Genomic DNA, 277 nt, shown 5'->3' with positions numbered 1-277 from the left:
CCTGCCCGGCTCGCCGATCCTCTACTACGGCGACGAGATCGGCATGGGCGACAACATCTGGCTCGGCGACCGCGACGCCGTCCGCACCCCCATGCAGTGGACACCGGACCGCAACGCCGGCTTCTCGTCCAGCGATCCGGGACGCCTCTTCCTGCCCACGATCATGGACCCGGTCTACGGCTACCAGGTCACCAACGTCGAGGCGTCGATGTCCTCGCCGTCGTCGCTGCTGCACTGGACCCGGCGCATGATCGAGATCCGCAAGCAGAACCCCGCC

At 67.9% G+C, this 277-nt stretch carries 1 protein-coding gene; it reads left to right on the top strand.

The features are described 5' to 3' along the window. On the top strand, positions 1-277 hold a 277-nt coding region (locus QSK45_RS38170), incomplete at both ends, for an alpha-amylase family glycosyl hydrolase (protein WP_490993682.1).

It is taken from the genome of Streptomyces hygroscopicus subsp. hygroscopicus, from assembly GCF_030269125.1.
In the GTDB taxonomy this organism is placed as follows: domain Bacteria; phylum Actinomycetota; class Actinomycetes; order Streptomycetales; family Streptomycetaceae; genus Streptomyces; species Streptomyces hygroscopicus_C.
This window is presented reverse-complemented; position numbering and strand designations above follow the sequence as displayed.